Annotated in this window: 18 protein-coding genes and 1 riboswitch; of the genes, 9 read left to right on the top strand and 9 right to left on the bottom strand. The window is 72.1% G+C overall.

The features are described 5' to 3' along the window. Positions 1–47: 47 nt before the first annotated feature. Complete coding sequence (locus AC07CM_RS30390) at positions 48–104, bottom strand: trp operon leader peptide (RefSeq protein WP_350818382.1); 57 nt, start codon at positions 102–104, stop codon at positions 48–50. 105 nt (positions 105–209) lie between these two features. On the opposite strand from AC07CM_RS30390, the gene AC07CM_RS30385 reads away from it, so the two are divergent. Both AC07CM_RS30385 and AC07CM_RS30380 read left to right on the top strand, forming a co-directional pair. Continuing rightward, entirely contained in the window at positions 210–1562 is a 1353-nt protein-coding gene (locus tag AC07CM_RS30385) for a class II 3-deoxy-7-phosphoheptulonate synthase (RefSeq protein WP_478879657.1), read from the top strand. A 136-nt stretch (positions 1563–1698) separates the two neighbouring features. Continuing rightward, positions 1699–1923, top strand: coding sequence for a (2Fe-2S)-binding protein (locus tag AC07CM_RS30380; RefSeq protein ID WP_478879656.1), 225 nt, complete (start codon positions 1699–1701; stop codon positions 1921–1923). A 10-nt stretch (positions 1924–1933) separates the two neighbouring features. Here the strand turns inward: AC07CM_RS30380 and bfr are convergent, their stop codons facing one another. After that, positions 1934–2413 carry a bacterioferritin gene (gene bfr / locus AC07CM_RS30375; protein ID WP_189303691.1) on the bottom strand — a complete coding sequence of 160 codons (480 nt, stop codon included), beginning with the start codon at positions 2411–2413 and terminating at the stop codon, positions 1934–1936. A 175-nt stretch (positions 2414–2588) separates the two neighbouring features. Between bfr and AC07CM_RS30370 the strand changes: the two genes are divergently transcribed. Continuing rightward, positions 2589–3221, top strand: a complete 633-nt coding sequence (locus AC07CM_RS30370; protein ID WP_478879655.1) for a sulfite oxidase-like oxidoreductase — start codon at positions 2589–2591, stop codon at positions 3219–3221. A gap of 37 nt (positions 3222–3258) precedes the next feature. On the opposite strand, the gene AC07CM_RS30365 is transcribed toward AC07CM_RS30370, so the two are convergent. The 5 genes from AC07CM_RS30365 to thiO all read right to left on the bottom strand — a co-directional run bounded on the left by AC07CM_RS30365 (position 3259) and on the right by thiO (position 8411). Then, positions 3259–4158 carry a deoxyribonuclease IV gene (locus AC07CM_RS30365; protein WP_478879654.1) on the bottom strand — a complete coding sequence of 300 codons (900 nt, stop codon included), beginning with the start codon at positions 4156–4158 and terminating at the stop codon, positions 3259–3261. A gap of 57 nt (positions 4159–4215) precedes the next feature. Next, positions 4216–6144, bottom strand: coding sequence for a Stk1 family PASTA domain-containing Ser/Thr kinase (gene pknB / locus AC07CM_RS30360; protein WP_478879653.1), 1929 nt, complete (start codon positions 6142–6144; stop codon positions 4216–4218). Positions 6145–6255: 111 nt separating this feature from the next. Next, on the bottom strand, positions 6256–7050 hold the full coding sequence (locus AC07CM_RS30355; protein WP_478879652.1) for a thiazole synthase: 795 nt from the start codon (positions 7048–7050) through the stop codon (positions 6256–6258). A 3-nt stretch (positions 7051–7053) separates the two neighbouring features. Then, on the bottom strand, positions 7054–7254 hold the full coding sequence (thiS, locus tag AC07CM_RS30350) for a sulfur carrier protein ThiS (protein WP_478879651.1): 201 nt from the start codon (positions 7252–7254) through the stop codon (positions 7054–7056). Next, positions 7251–8411, bottom strand: coding sequence for a glycine oxidase ThiO (thiO, locus tag AC07CM_RS30345; RefSeq protein WP_478879650.1), 1161 nt, complete (start codon positions 8409–8411; stop codon positions 7251–7253). The genes thiS and thiO overlap by 4 nt, the downstream gene beginning before the upstream one ends. Continuing rightward, positions 8409–8520: riboswitch (TPP riboswitch) on the bottom strand. (Overlaps the previous gene by 3 nt.) A gap of 52 nt (positions 8521–8572) precedes the next feature. On the opposite strand from thiO, the gene AC07CM_RS30340 reads away from it, so the two are divergent. The 6 genes from AC07CM_RS30340 to AC07CM_RS30315 all read left to right on the top strand — a co-directional run bounded on the left by AC07CM_RS30340 (position 8573) and on the right by AC07CM_RS30315 (position 13714). After that, the gene (locus AC07CM_RS30340; RefSeq protein ID WP_478879649.1) at positions 8573–8923 is read left to right on the top strand and encodes an avidin-fold protein; all 351 of its coding nucleotides are present in this window, start codon (positions 8573–8575) and stop codon (positions 8921–8923) included. A 32-nt stretch (positions 8924–8955) separates the two neighbouring features. Next, on the top strand, positions 8956–10188 hold the full coding sequence (locus AC07CM_RS30335; protein ID WP_478879648.1) for an NAD(P)/FAD-dependent oxidoreductase: 1233 nt from the start codon (positions 8956–8958) through the stop codon (positions 10186–10188). Positions 10189–10583: 395 nt separating this feature from the next. Beyond that, positions 10584–10949 carry an Rv2175c family DNA-binding protein gene (locus tag AC07CM_RS30330; RefSeq protein ID WP_478879647.1) on the top strand — a complete coding sequence of 122 codons (366 nt, stop codon included), beginning with the start codon at positions 10584–10586 and terminating at the stop codon, positions 10947–10949. 88 nt (positions 10950–11037) lie between these two features. Further along, the gene (thiE, locus tag AC07CM_RS30325) at positions 11038–11685 is read left to right on the top strand and encodes a thiamine phosphate synthase (RefSeq protein WP_478879646.1); all 648 of its coding nucleotides are present in this window, start codon (positions 11038–11040) and stop codon (positions 11683–11685) included. Positions 11686–11807: 122 nt separating this feature from the next. Beyond that, positions 11808–12731, top strand: coding sequence for a methylenetetrahydrofolate reductase [NAD(P)H] (gene metF, locus AC07CM_RS30320; protein WP_478879645.1), 924 nt, complete (start codon positions 11808–11810; stop codon positions 12729–12731). A gap of 56 nt (positions 12732–12787) precedes the next feature. Continuing rightward, positions 12788–13714, top strand: coding sequence for an SCO2102 family sporulation regulator (locus AC07CM_RS30315; protein ID WP_478879644.1), 927 nt, complete (start codon positions 12788–12790; stop codon positions 13712–13714). A 13-nt stretch (positions 13715–13727) separates the two neighbouring features. Here the strand turns inward: AC07CM_RS30315 and AC07CM_RS30310 are convergent, their stop codons facing one another. Both AC07CM_RS30310 and AC07CM_RS30305 read right to left on the bottom strand, forming a co-directional pair. Continuing rightward, positions 13728–15269, bottom strand: coding sequence for a phytoene desaturase family protein (locus AC07CM_RS30310; RefSeq protein ID WP_478879643.1), 1542 nt, complete (start codon positions 15267–15269; stop codon positions 13728–13730). Positions 15270–15326: 57 nt separating this feature from the next. Next, positions 15327–15941 (bottom strand): DUF4126 domain-containing protein, encoded by a 615-nt coding sequence (locus tag AC07CM_RS30305; RefSeq protein ID WP_478879642.1) that lies wholly within the window; start codon positions 15939–15941, stop codon positions 15327–15329. Positions 15942–16105: the final 164 nt, after the last annotated feature.

The following is a 16105-nucleotide window of genomic DNA, read 5'->3' as shown; positions in this document are numbered from 1 at the left end:
GAAGGCCGCCCCTCGGGCGGCCTTCGCGAAGTCTTGTGTACGCGCAGTCAGCGGGCCGCCGGATGAGCGGTCCACCACCAGTTCTGGGTCGAAAGCGCGAACATGCGACGAACCCTACCGCACGGCCGTGCCGTCCATGAGGCAATCACTCCGTCTCACCAGTCGAGCCGGAGGAAATTATGGAGACACGACCCCGTAATGTTTACGAGGTGACCGTGAACGCTAAGACCAGCCCGAGCGCTGGCAACACCTGGCGAAACCTGCCCGCGGCGCAGCAGCCCGAGTACCCCGACGCCGAGGCTCTGCGCGCAGCGATCGCGGACCTCGAGTCGTATCCGCCGCTCGTCTTCGCGGGCGAGTGCGACCAGCTGCGCGCCCGGTTGGCGGCCGTCGCCAAGGGAGAGGCGTTCCTCCTCCAGGGCGGCGACTGCGCCGAGGCCTTCGACGCGGTGTCCGCCGACCACATCCGCAACAAGCTCAAGACGCTGCTCCAGATGGGCGCCGTGCTGACCTACGCGGCCTCGGTGCCGGTGGTCAAGGTCGGCCGGATCGCGGGCCAGTACTCCAAGCCGCGCTCCAAGCCGACCGAGACCCGCGACGGCGTGACGCTGCCGACCTACCGCGGCGACTCCGTCAACGGCTTCGACTTCACCGAGGCCGCCCGGATCCCGGACCCGGAGCGGCTGAAGCGGATGTACCATGCGTCCGCCTCCACGCTGAACCTGGTGCGCGCCTTCACCACCGGCGGCTACGCCGACCTGCGCCAGGTGCACGCCTGGAACCAGGACTTCGTGAAGTCGTCCCCGTCCGGCCAGCGCTACGAGCAGCTCGCCCGCGAGATCGACAACGCGCTGAACTTCATGCACGCCTGCGGGGCCGACCCGGAGGAGTTCAAGACGGTCGAGTTCTTCTCCTCGCACGAGGCGCTGCTGCTCGACTACGAGTCGGCGCTGACCAGGGTCGACTCGCGGACCGGCCTGCTGTACGACGTCTCCGGGCACATGGTGTGGATCGGTGAGCGCACCCGCCAGCTGGACGGCGCGCACATCGAGTTCGCCTCGAAGATCCGCAACCCGATCGGCATCAAGCTCGGCCCGACCACCACGGCCGAGGAGGCGCTCACCTACATCGACCGCCTCGACCCCGACCGCGAGCCGGGCCGGCTGACCTTCATCGTCCGCATGGGCGCCGACAAGATCCGGGACAGGCTTCCGGAGCTGGTCGAGAAGGTCACCGCCTCCGGTGCCACGGTGGCCTGGGTGACGGACCCGATGCACGGCAACACCTTCGAGGCGGCCTCCGGGCACAAGACGCGTCGGTTCGACGACGTGCTGGACGAGGTCAAGGGCTTCTTCGAGGTCCACAAGGGCCTCGGCACCCACCCGGGCGGCATCCACGTCGAGCTGACCGGTGACGACGTCACCGAGTGCGTGGGCGGCGGCGACGAGATCTTCGTCGACGACCTGCACCAGCGTTACGAGACGGCCTGCGACCCCCGCCTTAACCGCAGCCAGTCCCTGGACCTGGCGTTCCTGGTCGCGGAGATGTACCGGGACCAGTGACCGCACTGGGGCGCGGATCACACAGGATCCGCGCCCCAGCCACTGTTGCGGTCCACGCGACATGGGTTAGGTTAGGTTTGCCTCACCGAGAAACGGGATGGCAGTAAGCGAGCGATCCCGCCGGGAGGTGAACCGCGTGTACGTCTGCAGTTGCTTCGGTGTCACCGAGGCGCAGGTCAAGCAGCACGCGGAGGACGGTGCCTGCACCCCCCGCCAGATAGCCTCCGCCTGCAAGGCGGGCACGGACTGCGGCTCGTGCGTCCGCCGGATCCAGGCCATCCTCGGCCGTGGCGCCTGCCCGCGCCGCGAGCTGGCCGACCAGGGCAAGCCGGTTCTGACCGAGCTCCCCGACGCCGCCTAGGCGAGGCCGTTCAGCTCTCCGGCTGTTCGATCACCTGCGCGAGGTACAGCGCCTCGCCGAGCTTGTCCACCAGCTCCAGCTGGGTGTCGAGGTAGTCGATGTGGTGCTCCTCGTCGGCGAGGATGTCCTCGAAGATGTTCGCGGACGTGATGTCGCCCTTCTCCCGCATCACCTTGATGCCCCGCTTGAGCCGGTCGATCGCCTCCACCTCGATCTGCCGGTCGGCCTCGAACATCTCCCTGACGGTCTGCCCCACCCGCACATGGAACAGCCGCTGGTAGTTGGGCAGCCCCTCCAGGAACAGGATCCGGTCGGTGAGCACCTCGGCGTGCTTCATCTCGTCGAACGACTCGTGCCGCGTGTACTTGGCGAGCTTCGTCCAGCCGAAGTTCTCCTGCATCTTCGCGTGCAGGAAGTACTGGTTGATCGCGGTCAGCTCGCCGGTGAGCTGCTCGTTGAGGAACTCGATGACCTCGGGGTCGCCCTGCATCGCAGAGGCTCCTTCCACACGGAGGGACGGGTGGGGCGTGCGGCCGCATGATTGCACCGGCGGAGAAGATCGTCCAGTAAGTGCGTACTTAGTAAGTAAGCACTGACTTGATGACAGTTGCCCGATTCGCTCTACGTGGTCAAGGGCACTGCCCAAGGTCTGTCAGGATGGTTACATGGGTCATCCGGTGGAGCGTGAATCTGGGGCAGCGGCAGGGTCCGAGCTTCCGCCGGGACAGCGACTCCAGCGTGGCTGGCCCGTCACGCACTACGGGCCCGTGCCGAAGTTCCGGCCCGAGCGCTGGGAGTTCCGGGTCTTCGGCGCGACCGCCGACGGCGACAAGCGCACCTGGAACCACGAGGAGTTCACGGCCCTCTCCTACACCACCGTGGTGGCCGATCTGCACTGCGTGACGAAGTTCAGCATGACCGGCGCGGAGTGGGGCGGCATCCCGGCCCGGACGATCCTCGACCTCGCCCCGCCGGCACCGGACGTCACCCATGTGATGGTGTGGGCGGAGTACGGCTTCAGCTCGAACCTGCGGCTGTCGGACTTCGCCTCCGACCGCACCGTCTTCGCCACCCACAAGGACGGCGAACTCCTCACCGCCGAGCACGGCTTCCCGGTCCGCCTGATCGTCCCCCACCTCTACGCCTGGAAGGGCCCCAAGTGGGTGCGCGGCGTGGAGTACATGACCGCCGACCGCCGGGGCTTCTGGGAGGAGCGCGGTTACCACAACATCGGCGACCCCTGGAAGGAACAGCGCTACTCCTACCAGGAGGAGCCCGGGGACGGCCCCGAACTCTGACCCGCGCCCCGAACCGGGGACCGGCCGCCCCGGCGGCTCAGCCGTCCCGCAGCTTCTTCAGGCGCTCCACGTCCGCCGCGTGCCCCTCCTTGCCGCCCGGGGTCTCGATGACGAGCGGCACGCCCGCCGTCGCGGGGTGGCTCATCAGGGCGCGGAAGGGGTCCTCGCCGATGTGACCGGCGCCGATGTTCTCGTGCCGGTCCTTGTGCGCGCCGACCACGTCCTTGGAGTCGTTGGCGTGGATCAGCTTCAGCCGGCCCTCGCCCACGGTGTCCACCAGCAGATCGAGGGTCTGGTGCATGCCGCTCGGACCGGTCAGGTCGTGCCCGGCGGCGAAGATGTGGCACGTGTCCAGGCAGACGCCCAGCTTGGGATGGGCGTCCAGCGCCTCGAAGTACGGCCCGAAGTCCCAGGTGCGCGAACACAGGGAGGCGCCCTGCCCGGCGGTCGACTCCAGCAGCAGGAACGGGTCGTCGTCGTGCGTCAGCTCGTCCAGCAGCGGCAGCATGTGCTCGCGGACCTGCTTCAGCGCCACGTCCCGCGCCCGCCCGCCGGTCGCGCTGCCGGTGTGCACGACGACGCCGAGCGCGCCGATCTCCCGTCCGCGCCGCAGCGAGTGCCGGAGGGACTCCACCGACCGCTCCACGGTGGCCTCGGTGTGCGAGCCGAAGTTGATCAGGTAGGGGGCGTGCACGTACGCCGGGATCGACTCCTCGGCACAGGCCTCGCGGAACGCCTCGTCCTGCCTCGGGTTCCCGGCCGGCGTGGCCCACCCGCGCGGGTTGGCCACGAAGACCTGCACGGTCTCCGCCTTCAGGTCACGGGCGTACGACAGCCCCACCGAGTGCAGGCCGCCGGCCACGGGGACGTGACCGCCGACGGGGTTGCGCGAGGCACCGGCGGGCGGGGAGGCGGAAGGAGACTGCTGACGTGTCACCCGTTCAGGGTGTCATGCCCACCCGGGCCGCCGGACCACGCATCCCGGTGACGGCGGTCACCGGATGGTGATCGTGATCGTCGACCCCTTGGGCGCCTTGTCGCCGCCCGCCACCGACTGCTTCTTCACCGTGTCGCCGAAGAGCCCGAGCAGGCCCCGGTCCTCATCGACCTGGAAGCCGGCGGCCTTCAGCTGCTGAGTGGCGTCGTCCACGCTCGACCCGACCACGTCCGGCACCTGGACCATCTCCGGGCCCTTGGACAGCGTCAGTGTCACCGTGTCGCCCTCGGCGGCCTGGCTGTCGCCCGCCGGGGTCTGCCGGGCCACCTGGCCCTTGTCGAACTCGGAGTTGACCTGCTGCGCGGAGACGGTCACCTTCAGACCGGCTCCCTCCAGGTCCTGCCTGGCGCTGTCCAGGTCCTCACCGGTGACGTCCGGGACGTGGATCGGATTGCCCTTGCTGACCATGAGCGCGATCGCCGAGCCCGCGTGCCGCTCGATGCCCGCCTCCGGGTCGGTGCTGATCACCGCGCCCCTGCCGACACTGTCGCTGAACGCCCGGTTGACCATGCCCGGCTCCAGCCCGGCCGCCTTCAGCCGTGCCTGCGCCTTGGCCAGCGGGACACCTCGCAGGTCCGGCACCTTCACGATCTCGGGGCCCCGGGAGATCACGAGCGTCACGGAGTCGTTGCTGCGGATGCGGGCCCCGGCCGCCGGGTCGGTGCCGATGACCGTGCCCCGCTGCACGGTGTCGCTGTACTCCTGCTTGACCTGCTTGACGTCGAGACCGGCCGCCTTCAGCCGCGCCTTCGCCTGCGCCTCCGTCTTGGCCAGCAGCGTCGGGACCTTGGTGAACTGCCCGGAGTTGATGTACCAGACCCCGGCGCCCACGCCGAAGACCACCAGGACGGCGGCGATCAGGGTGATGAGCCCGCGCCGGGACCGCCCCGGCCCCGCCCCGGGCGCGACGGGCGGGCTCTCCAGCCGGCTGGTGTGCCACACGGCCCCCGCGGCCTCGTCCTCCTCGTTGACGGGCAGCGGCCGGGGCACGGTCAGCGAGCGCGGGATCACGCTCGTACGGTCCTGGGCGTTGTCGTGGTCCGCGGAGAGCGCCTGCGGCGGCACGGCGTCCAGCTGCTCGGCGCCGAGAGCGGAACGTGCCCGCAGCACCTGGCCGAGCAGCGCCGCCGCGTCGGGCGGGCGGACGTCCGGGGTGCGCGCGGTCGCCGCGGCGACCAGCTCGTCCAGTTCGTACGGCAGCCCCGGCACGAGCGCCGAAGGCGGCGGCACGTCCTCGTGGATGTGCTTGTAGAGGATCTGCGCGGGGGAGTCCCCGGAGTGCGGCTTGCCGCCGGTCAGCATCTCGTAGAGCACGACACCGCACGCGTACACGTCGACGCGCGGGTCGGCGGTGCCCCGCTCGATCTGCTCGGGTGCGAGATACGACACGGTCCCGAGCACGGCACCCGTCGTGCTGGTCACGGTGTCCACGGACCGCACCAGCCCGAAGTCGGCGACCTTGACCCGCCCGTCGTCCCCTATCAGCACGTTCTCGGGCTTCATGTCCCGGTGCACGAACCCGGCCCGGTGCGCGGCGCCGAGCGCGGCCAGCACGGGCTCCAGGATGTCGAGCGCGGCCCGCGGCTGCAGCGCGCCCCGCTCGCGCAGCACGTCCCGCAGGGTGCACCCGGCGACGTACTCCATCGCCAGGTACACGTACGACCCGTCGGCGCCCTGGTCGAAGACCTGCACCACGTTCGGGTGGGCGAGCCGGGCGACCGACTTGGCCTCCCGGATGAACCGCTCCACGAACGACCCGTCGGCCGCCAGCGTCGGGTGCATCACCTTGAGCGCGAGCACCCGGTCCAGGCGGGTGTCCAGGGCCCGGTAGACCGTGGCCATCCCACCGACCGCGATCCGCGCGTCGACGCGATACCGGCCGTCGAGCACCTGCCCGACGAGAGGGTCCTGAAGGGTCGTATCCACGCAGGCGAGTGTACGAGGACGGACCGACACTCCCGCCCGCTCGGCCGTTCCGGTGACGTAATGCAGCAGAGCTGTGACTCTTCCGGGGCCGGCTGTGACAGGCGCGCACGATTAGAAGGCGGGGCGCTCGGGATCCAGGTGTGCGCGCCCCTCCGTGGGGGAGGAGGCCTCCGCGAAGTGCCTGCGCGGGATCCGTCCGGCCAGCCGGGCCAGCCGTCCCGCCTCCACCGCGTGCCTCATGGCGGTGGCCATCGTCTCGGGCTCCTGGGCCCGCGTGACGGCGGAGGCGAGCATCACCCCGGCACACCCCAGCTCCATGGCCAACGCCACGTCCGACGCCGTACCGGCCCCCGCGTCCAGGATCACCGGCACACGCGCGTGCTCCACGATCAGCTGGAAGTTGTGCGGGTTGCGGATCCCGAGCCCGGACCCGATCGGCGAGCCCAGCGGCATCACCGCCGCACAGCCCACGTCCTCGAGCTTCCGGGCGAGCACGGGATCGTCGTTGGTGTACGGCAGCACCGTGAACCCGTCGTCGACCAGCGTCTCCGCCGCGTCCAGCAGCTCCACCGGATCCGGCAGCAGCGTCCGCTCGTCGGCGATGACCTCCAGCTTGATCACATCGGTGCCCAGTGCCTCCCGGGCCAGCCGCGCGGTCAGCACGGCCTCCCCGGCGGTGAAGCAGCCGGCCGTGTTCGGCAGCACCCGGATGCCCAGCTTCTCCAGCACCGACAGCACCGAGCCGTGCACCCCGGGATCGACCCGCCGCATCGCCACGGTGGTCAGCTCGGTGCCGGAGGCGACCAGCGCCCGCTCCAGCACCTCCAGGCTCGGCGCGCCGCCGGTGCCCATGATCAGCCGGGAGCCCAACGGCACTCCACCGAGGACAAAGGGATCGTCGGCCATGGCTCAGCCTCCTTGGACGGCGGTGAGGACTTCGACACGGTCGCCCTCGGCGAGGGCCGTGCTCGCCCACTGCGCGCGCGGGACGACGGTCTCGTTGACGGCGGCGGCCACCCCGGAGGGCGCCGCGGTGAGGGTCCTGACGAGGGCGTCCAGCGCGGTGCCCGCGGCGACCTGCCGGCGCTGCCCGTTGACGGAGATGTTCATGCGGGCTGCTCCACGAGTACGGCGCGGAAGCGCTGCGGAGTGAACGGTCGGGCCTCGTCCGGCAGCTCTCCGCTGTCCAGCACCTCCGCCATCACGTCCCCGGTGACCGGTGTGAGAAGCACCCCGTTGCGGTAGTGCCCGGTGGCCAGCAGCAGCCCGTCGAGCCCGGACGGGCCGAGCAGCGGCGCGTTGTCGGGGGAGCCGGGGCGCAGACCCGCGCGGGTCTCGGTGAGGGGCAGCTCGGTGATGCCCGGCACCAGCTCATGGGCGTCGCGCAGCAGCTCGTACACGCCCCCGGCGGTCACCGTCGTGTCCCAGCCAAGCTCCTCGGTGGTCGCGCCGACGACCAGCTCGCCGTTCTCCCGGGGCACGAGATAGACCTGGCTGCCGCGTACCACGGCCCGCACGGTACGGCTCAGGAAGGGCGCGTACCGGGGCGGCACGGTCAGCCGCAGCACCTGCCCCTTCACCGGCCGCACGGGAGGCAGCACCTCGTCCGGGACGCCCGCGAGACGCCCGCTGAGGCTGCCGCCGGCGAGCACCACCTGTCCCGCGCCCAGCCCAGTGCCGTCCGTCGTGGTGATTCCGGCGGCCCGGTCCCGTACGAGGTCGAGCCGCTCGGCCCACGTCCGGTGGAACACCACCCCGGCCCGCTCGCACGCGGCCACCAGGGCCGACGCCAGCCGACGCGGGTCGATCTGGTGGTCGCCGTCGACCCGCAGCCCGCCGCGCACACCGGGTGCGAGCATGGGCTCCAGACGCCGGCAGTCCCGCCCCGACAGCCACTCCGCCTCGAGGCCCGAACGCTGCTGGAGCGCGTGCAGCTCGCGCAGGTGGGCGCGGTCGTCGGCGTCCAGCGCGACGGCCAGCGTGCCGCAGCGGCGGTATCCGAGGTCGTGGCCGGTCAGCTCGGTCAGCTCGGCCGCGAAGTCCGGGTAGCGGCGGGCGGACTCCAGATTCAGGGCGAGCAGCGTCTCCTCGCCGTAGTGCAGTTCGGTGACCGCGGCCAGCATCCCCGCCGCGACCCGCGCGGCTCCGCCGCCGGGCTCGGGGTCCACCACGGCCGTGGCGAGCCCGCGCTGCGCGGCGCGCCAGGCCGTGACCAGGCCGATGATTCCGCCCCCGATGACGAGGACGTCGGACGTACGTGACGACATGGGCGTCCAGCCCCTCCCTTCGCCGGCATGACCCGGATCAGGTTCGTACGGTCGGAGGCCGCCAGCCTCCCTCTCAGCCCGGTGCGTCCGGGCTCCCGCGAGTGCTTGTACGGTGGCCAGCCTAGCCCGCGTCGCTCGTCACTCGTAAGGGAGCCCCGGCCATGGCCCGCTCGCTCGACGGACTGATCCTGGCCCCGGTGACGGACCAGGCACCAGGTCAGGTGGGTACGCGCACCCGGTTCGCCTACCACGAGGAGGACGGCGCGATCTGGGCCGAGTACGCGGGCGGCGACGTCGTACGGGGCCGTCTGGTCGGCACCCGGGAAGGCGACCGGCTGGACTTCCGGTACGTGCAGCTCGGGCAGGACGGCACCACCGCCTCGGGGCACTGCGTGTCGACGGTCGCGGAGCTGCCGGACGGGCGGGTGCGCCTCGAGGAGACCTGGGAGTGGGAGTCGCGGCCGGGCGCCGGGACCAGCGTTGTGGAACAGGTCACCGAGCACGCCCCCTGACTGACCTTTCGTCAGTTGTCTATGGTGATCGGGTGAGCGAGCAGACACCGCAACAGGGCACGTCACAGGGACGGCGCGTGGTCGTCGTCGGCGCGGGCATGGCCGGGGTGCAGACCGCGGTCGCCCTGCGGGAGCAGGGCTACCCGGGCACCGTCACGCTGATCGGCGCCGAGCCCCACCAGCCGTACGACCGGCCACCGCTGTCCAAGGCCGTGCTGCTCGGCAAGGCCGAGGGCTCCGCCTTCGACGTCGACTTCGAGTCCCTCGCCGTCGAACTGCGGCTCGGCTGCGAGGTGCTGGGCGTGCGCCCCGGCGACCACGAGCTGGACACCGAGGCCGGACCCGTCCCGTACGACGTGCTGGTCCTCGCCACCGGCGCCGAGCCGATCACCCTGCCCGGCACCGAGGGCGTCCCCGGTGTGCACCTGCTGCGCACCCTGGACGACGCCGAACGGTTGCGGCCCGTGCTGGCCCGGCAGCACGACATCGTGGTGGTCGGCGCCGGCTGGATCGGCGCCGAGTTCGCCACGGCCGCCCGCGAGGCCGGCTGCGCCGTGACCGTCGTGGAGGCCGCCGACCGGCCGCTGGCCGGCGCCCTGCCCGCCGAGGTCGCCGCACCCATGACCGCCTGGTACGCCGACAGCGGCGCCGAACTGCGCACGCACGCGCGCGTGGAGCGCGTCGAGCCCGGCGCGGTGGTGCTCGCCGACGGCACGCGGCTGCCCGCCGGAGCCGTCGTGGTCGGCATCGGGGCCCGCCCGGCCACCGGCTGGCTGGCCGGCTCCGGCATCGAGCTGGGCGTGCACGGCGAGGTCGTGGCCGACGCCCACCTGCGGACCTCCGCCGAGGACGTGTACGCGGTCGGCGACTGCGCCTCCTTCCCCTCGGCCCGCTACGGCGCCCGGCTGCTGGTCCACCACTGGGACAACGCCCTGCAGGGCCCGCGCACGGTCGCCGCGAACATCCTGGGCGAGACCCCCGCGGCCTACGACCCGGTGCCGTACTTCTGGTCGGAGCAGTTCGGCCGGTTCGTCCAGTACGCCGGCCACCACCCCGCGGCCGACCGCATGGTGTGGCGCGGCGACCCGGCGAGCCCGGCGTGGACCGTCTGCTGGCTGCGCGAGAACCGCCTGGTGGCCCTGCTGGCCGTCGGCAGGCCCCGCGACCTGGCCCAGGGCCGCCGCCTGATCGAGTCGGGCAGCCGCCTCGACCCCGAGGCCCTACCCGACCCGACCCGCCCCCTGAAAACCGCCACAACCGACTGACCAGCACCCCAAAGGGAGGCGCGGCAAACGGCGCGACAGCGCCGTAAGGGGCGCGGGGAACTGCGCGACCGGCCACGACGTGTCCGCGGGCGATCCGCGTCCCATGGCGGCCGCCGGGAAGGGGCGCGGGAAGTGGCGCGCTCGCGCCGTAAGGGGTGCGGGGAACTGCGCGACCGGCCACGACGTGCCCGCGGACGATCCGCGTCCCATGGCGGCCGTCCCGAAGGGGGCGCGGGGAACGGCGCGACCGGCCACGACGTGCCCGCGGGCGATCCGCGTCCCATGGCGGCCGTCCCGAAGGGGGCGCGGGGAACGGCGCGACCAGCCACGACGACGCCCACAGACGCACCACGCCACATCGCGGCCAACCCAGCGGAGCGCCTACGCTGGGTTCCGTGACCGAGATTGACGCAAAGATCGATGCTCTCGTCCCCGCCTGGCTCACCCTCCCCGACATCGCCGAGATGCTCGACGTCGAGGTGACACGTGTGCGGCAGCTGGTCAAGGAGGGCCAGCTCATCGCCGTACGCCGAGGTGAGAACCGGGCGCTGCACGTTCCCGCCGCCTTCATCGACGGGGACAAGGTCGTCAAGGGCCTGTCCGGGACCCTGACGCTGCTGAGGGACGACGGCTTCACGGTCGACGAGATGATCGAGTGGCTCTTCACCCCCGACCCGACCCTGCCCGGCACCCCCGCGCAGGCCCTGAGCGAGAATCGCGGCACGGAGGTGAAGCGCCGCGCCCAGGCGCTCGCCGTCTGAACCGATCCGCACCACGGGTGGCGTACCGGCCGCGGCCCGTACGCCACCCACCCGCACGCCCATGGACACCGACCGGGGGGACCCACGCATGTCCGACACCGCCCGCGGCAGGCTCGCCGACGCCCGCCTGTACCTCTGCACGGACGCGCGCAAGCGGCAGGGCGACCTCGCCGAGTTCCTGGACGCGGTCCTGGCCGGTGGCGTCGACATCGTGCAACTGCGCGACAAGGGCATGGAGGCCGCCGAGGAGCTGGAGCACCTGGAGGTCTTCGCGGACGCCTGTGCCCGGCACGGCAAACTGCTCGCGGTCAACGACCGGGCCGACGTCGCCCACGCGGCCTCCGCGGGCGCACTCCACCTCGGCCAGGGCGACCTCCCGGTCCCCGCGGCCCGCGCGATCCTCGGCGCCGACGTCCTGATCGGCCGCTCCACGCACGCCGAGTCCGAGGCCGCCGCGGCCGCCGTCCAGGAGGGTGTGGACTACTTCTGCACCGGTCCCTGCTGGCCCACCCCCACCAAGCCCGGCCGCCACGCCCCGGGCCTCGACCTGGTCCGGTACACCGCCGCCCTGGACACCGACCGCCCCTGGTTCGCCATCGGCGGCATCGACCTCGGCAACCTGGACGAGGTGCTGGACGCGCGCGCCCGCCGCGTGGTCGTGGTCCGCGCGATCACCGAGGCCGACGACCCGGGAGCCGCGGCGGCGGAGTTCGCGAAGCGACTGCGGCAGTCCTAGGGACCCCTCAGGGACGGGCCGCTGTCCAGGTTTTTGTCCAATGGGTGGACAGGGAAGCGACAATTCGGGCAAATTTGCGGCATCCGGTTGGGGTGCCGCCCACCCCTGGCTAACCTGCGAGTATGGCCCTCGGAACCGCATCCACCAGGACTGATCGCGCACGCACCGTGCGTGACATCCTCGCCACCGGCAAGACGACGTACTCGTTCGAGTTCTACGCGCCGAAGACCCCCAAGGGCGAGAAGAGCCTGTGGAACGCGCTGCGGCGGGTCGAGGCCGTGGCGCCCGACTTCGTCTCGGTGACCTACGGCGCCGGCGGTTCCACGCGCGCGACCACGGTCAAGGAGACCCAGCAGATCGTCGTGGACACGACGCTCACGCCGGTCGCCCACCTCACCGCGGTCGATCACTCCATCGCCGAACTGCGCAACATCATCGGCCAGTACGCGGACGCGGGCATCCGCAACATGCTCGCCGTGCGCGGCGACCCGCCCGGCGATCCGATGGGCGAGTGGGTGCCGCACCCGACGGGCCTGACCTACGCGGCCGAACTCGTCCGGCTCATCAAGGAGTCGGGCGACTTCTGTGTCGGTGTCGCCGCCTTCCCCGAGATGCACCCCAGGTCCACGGAGTGGGACACCGACGTCACCCACTTCGTCGACAAGTGCCGTGCGGGTGCCGACTACGCCATCACTCAGATGTTCTTCCAACCGGAGTCGTATCTGCGCCTGCGCGACCGGGTGGCGGCCGCCGGCTGCGAAACCCCGGTCATCCCCGAGGTCCTGCCGGTCACCAGCGTGAAGATGCTGGAGCGGCTGCCCAAGCTCAGCAACGCGCATTTCCCGGACGCCCTGAAAGAGCGGATCCTCACAGCGAAGGACGATCCGGCGGCTGTACGCTCCATTGGCATCGAGTTCGCCACGGAGTTCTGCGCACGGCTGCTGGCCGAGGGAGTGCCCGGACTGCACTTCATCACGCTCAACAACTCCACGGCGACGCTGGAAATCTACGAGAACCTGGGCCTGCACCACCCCCCGCAGGCCTAGACCGGCCGCACCGCGATACGACACACTGCGTAGCGGTCACTGGGAGAGGGGCGTACATGGGCTGGACGGTCCTCTACATCGCGTTCGGCATCGTCGCACTGTGGTTGCTCGGCGAGGTGCTGCTGCAGTACAAGGCACGACTGCGCTGGCGGCTGCTCGCCTTCGTCGGCTTCCTCGGCGTCGTGCTCGGCGTCCTGATGCCGTCCGTTGTCGTCATCGGTCTGGGCGCGATCGCGTTCGCGATCGGCCAGACCTACGTCACGCTGTCCTTCCGCCGCGGCTTCGCCGCCGGCTGGGCGGTCAAGCGCCCCGACGTCGAGACCGAGGTCGAGGGAGGCGGCAGCAAGCGGCGCCGCGGCAGGGCGGACCGTCACGACCCGACCCTCGAGGTCTCCGATCTGGAGGCCGCCGAGGGCGGAGACGACCGCGACGGCGACGACGGGCGTGAGCGCCTGGCCTACGGCGACGACGACTACGACCGCGACGACCTCTTCACCCCGTCCCGCTCGGGCGAGCCCACCGCCGCCGAGGCCACCGCCGTCTACGAGCCCCAGCCCCTGCCCGACGACACCGGCTCCTACGGCGTCTACGGCGACACCGCCTACGCGGCCGCCGCCCAGCAGCAGGCCACCGACCAGAGCTACGCCTACGACTACTCGGGCTACGGCCAGCAGAGCTACGGCTACGAGGGCGGCCAGCAGGGTTACGCCAACTACTCCGACCCGTACATCGGCACCCAGTCCTACGGCGGGGCCTCGTACGGCACGGGCTACGAGCAGCAGTACGGCCAGCAGAGCTACGGCCAGGACGTGTACGCCACCGGCGGCTACGGCGAGACCCCGGCCGGCGGAGTCTGGGTCCCGCAGCAGCGCAGCGACGAGAACTACGGCGGCGAACTCCCGCAGGAGCAGCCGTACCCGTACCAGGGCAACGGGCAGCAGCCGCAGCCGGGCGCCGGGTACGACGAGCAGTACCGCTTCTGACCCCCGTTCCGGCTCACTGCGAGCCCCGGAACTCCGGCCCCTCCACGATCAGCCCTGCCACGAGCGCACCGGACATGCCGGCGTGCGGCAGTCCGCCGCCGGGGTGGGACCAGCCGCCCACCCGGTACAGACCGGGCAGCCGCGTCGTGTTGGCCGGGTGCAGGTAACGGCCCCGGCCGGCCGCGAGGGCGGGAGGGGGCACGGCCCCGGACCGGGCGCCCGTCTCGTCCTCGACGTGCTCGGGTGTGCGGACCTCGTGCCACATCAGGCGGTCGCGCAGCCCGGGTATCGCGGGCCGGGCTGCATCGAGGAGCAGATCCGTGCAGCGCCGGACCGTGCCCTCGTCCTCCCAGGCGGCCTCGGCCGGGACCACGGCGGACACCACCACGGACTCGTGCGCGCCGTCCGGCCTGAGCGCCGGGTCGTCGGGGCGCAGCACGGTCACCGTCGGACGCGGGGGTTCGTCCCCGCCGGACGCTGCCAGGAAGTCCAGCTCGGCCCCGCGGTCCGGCGCGTGGACGACCGTGCGGTGCGCGGCCCCGTCCTCCCGGCCCCCGCGCAGGGCCAGCAGCAGGGTGAACCGTCCGGCCCGGACCGCGTCCGGGGCGGCCCGCACATCACCGTCGTCGTCCAGCGGATGCCCCGTCAGCGCCCGCAGCCGGGCCGGGTCCACGTCCGCCAGCACATGGTCCGCCTCGACCACCGTCCCTCCCCGGGAGCCGAAAGCCTGGGTGGTGCCCCCAGCCAGCTCCACGCCCGCCGCCCGGCCGTCCTTCTCCACGATCCCCGTGACCTCGGCGCCGAAGACGAACTCGACCCGCCGCTGCACGCACCGCTCGTACACCGCGCGCGCGAGCTCCCGGATGCCCCCGCGCACGTACCAGGTGCCGAAGGCGTGCTCCATGTACGGCAGCACGGCCGCGCTCGCCGGTGCGGTCCGGGGATCGAGGCCATGGGCCAGCACATGGCTCTCCAGGAGGGCCGCCAGGCGCTCGTCGCGCAGCTCCCAGTCGCCGATCTCGGCCGGCGTGCCCGCCCGCCGCGTCCGCAGCAGCCGCTTGTGCGGCACGGACGGATACGGCTCCCGCTCCGCCAGCACCTGCCAGTTCGGCCACAGGGGCTCCTCCAGCAGCGGCCGCCGTGTGCGGTCCCAGGCCTCCCGGGCCCGCACCAGGAAGTCGCCCCAGCGCTGCCCGGCCCCCGCGCCCAGCGCCTCGTCGAGGGCCGCGACCACGCCCGCGCGGGAGGCGTTCGGCAGCGACACCTCCGTGCCGTCCGCGAAGACGTGCCGCGAGGCCGGATCGACCTGCACCAGCTCGACTCGCTCCTCCAGCGGCTCCTTGCCGGTCTTGACGAACAGATCGCGGTAGACCGCGGGCAGGGTCAGCAGCCCGGGGCCGGTGTCGAAGGCGAACCCGTCCCGCTCGAAGCGGCGCACCGCGCCGCCGTACGTCTCCGTACGCTCGTACACCGTCACCCGGTGGCCCGCGACGGCCAGCCGGGCGGCGGCCGCCATCGCGCCCATCCCGGCGCCGATCACCGCAATCCGTGCCATGCCTGCGACTTTATCGACCGCCACCGACAATCCGGTCCGCGGGCGGCCCGTACGCGATCAGACCGGAGGCCCGGGCACCCCCGCGGCCGACCGCCGCTGCTGCCGCCGCTCGGCGCGGCGTCGCAGGAAGCGCCGGATGCGGGAGACGAGGAACACCAGCACCACGAGTCCGGAGACCAGCAGCACGGCCGCGACGACCGCGGCCGCGACGGGATGGAAGATCGCGAACGAGACCACCCCGGCCACCCCGAGATCCTCGGCGAGGCTCAGCACGAAGTTGCTGAACGGCTCCGGCGAGGTGTTGACCGCCATCCGCGTCCCGGCCTTCACGCCGTGACTGGCCAGCGCGGCCGAGCCGCCGATCAGCCCGGCCGCCACGTCCGACAGCGAGCCGCTGTGCCCGGCCAGCAGCGCGCCCACCCAGGCGCCCGCGAGGGGCCGGACGACCGTGTGCACGGAGTCCCACACCGAGTCGACGTACGGGATCTTGTCGGCGACCGCCTCGCACAGGAACAGCACGGCCGCCACGACCAGCACCTCGGGCCGCTGCAACGTCTGCGGGACGTCGTCGCTGACCCCCGTCGCGCCGAAGAGGCCGAGCAGCAGCACCACCGCGTAGGCGTTGATGCCGCTGGCCCAGCCACTCGTGAAGACCAGGGGAAGTACCGACATGGAGGCGATCGTAGCCAGCCGGCGGGCCGGCGTCGTGGGCCCGCGCACGGACGCGTGAGTACCCGTACCTAGACCGCGAGATGAGTACGCGCGCGGATGGGACGCGCCCCGGGCGGACGGGAGAGTGGAGGCACGGCAAGGGGAGCGGCCCGGCACCGCCGACA

This window comes from Streptomyces sp. NPDC044061 (assembly GCF_056434305.1).
Note: the sequence above shows the minus strand (reverse complement) of the source record. Positions and strands in the feature narration are given on the sequence as shown.